The organism is Faecalibacterium sp. DFI.5.82, assembly GCF_029076575.1.
GTDB lineage: Bacteria > Bacillota > Clostridia > Oscillospirales > Ruminococcaceae > Faecalibacterium > Faecalibacterium duncaniae.
The window spans coordinates 1-313 of the sequence record NZ_JARFIS010000462.1; the positions used below are offsets into that span (position 1 = coordinate 1).

The window sequence follows — 313 nt, forward strand, 5'->3', positions numbered from 1 at the left end:
ACCGCGACACCGTGTTCAACGCCTGCAAGGCCAAGGCCGAATAGCTGGGCAAGAAGAACGGCTGGCTGCTCTACCCGCTGGGCATTGCCCTTTCCGGCAAGCAGCGCACCCCCGGCGGCGGCACCGACCTTGCCTGCATGATGGGCCGCGAGACGACCCTTGCCCGTGTCAAGGCTGCCATTGAGAAGCTGAACGGGTATATTTTTGCCGCTTCCCCGCATGGCCCCATAAAACGCCGCGCGCCCGCGCTACTGTATATGCAAAGGGCGCGGGAAACAGAACATTGCAAAAGATCCCCGCCGGAAAGCGGGGA

The 313-nt window shown here is 62.6% G+C and carries 1 pseudogene; it reads left to right on the forward strand.

Features of this window, described 5'->3' with window-relative positions:
* Positions 1-197: pseudogene (locus P0G09_RS20935) on the forward strand (glutamate--tRNA ligase); the annotation flags it as partial.
* Positions 198-313 lie beyond the last annotated feature (116 nt).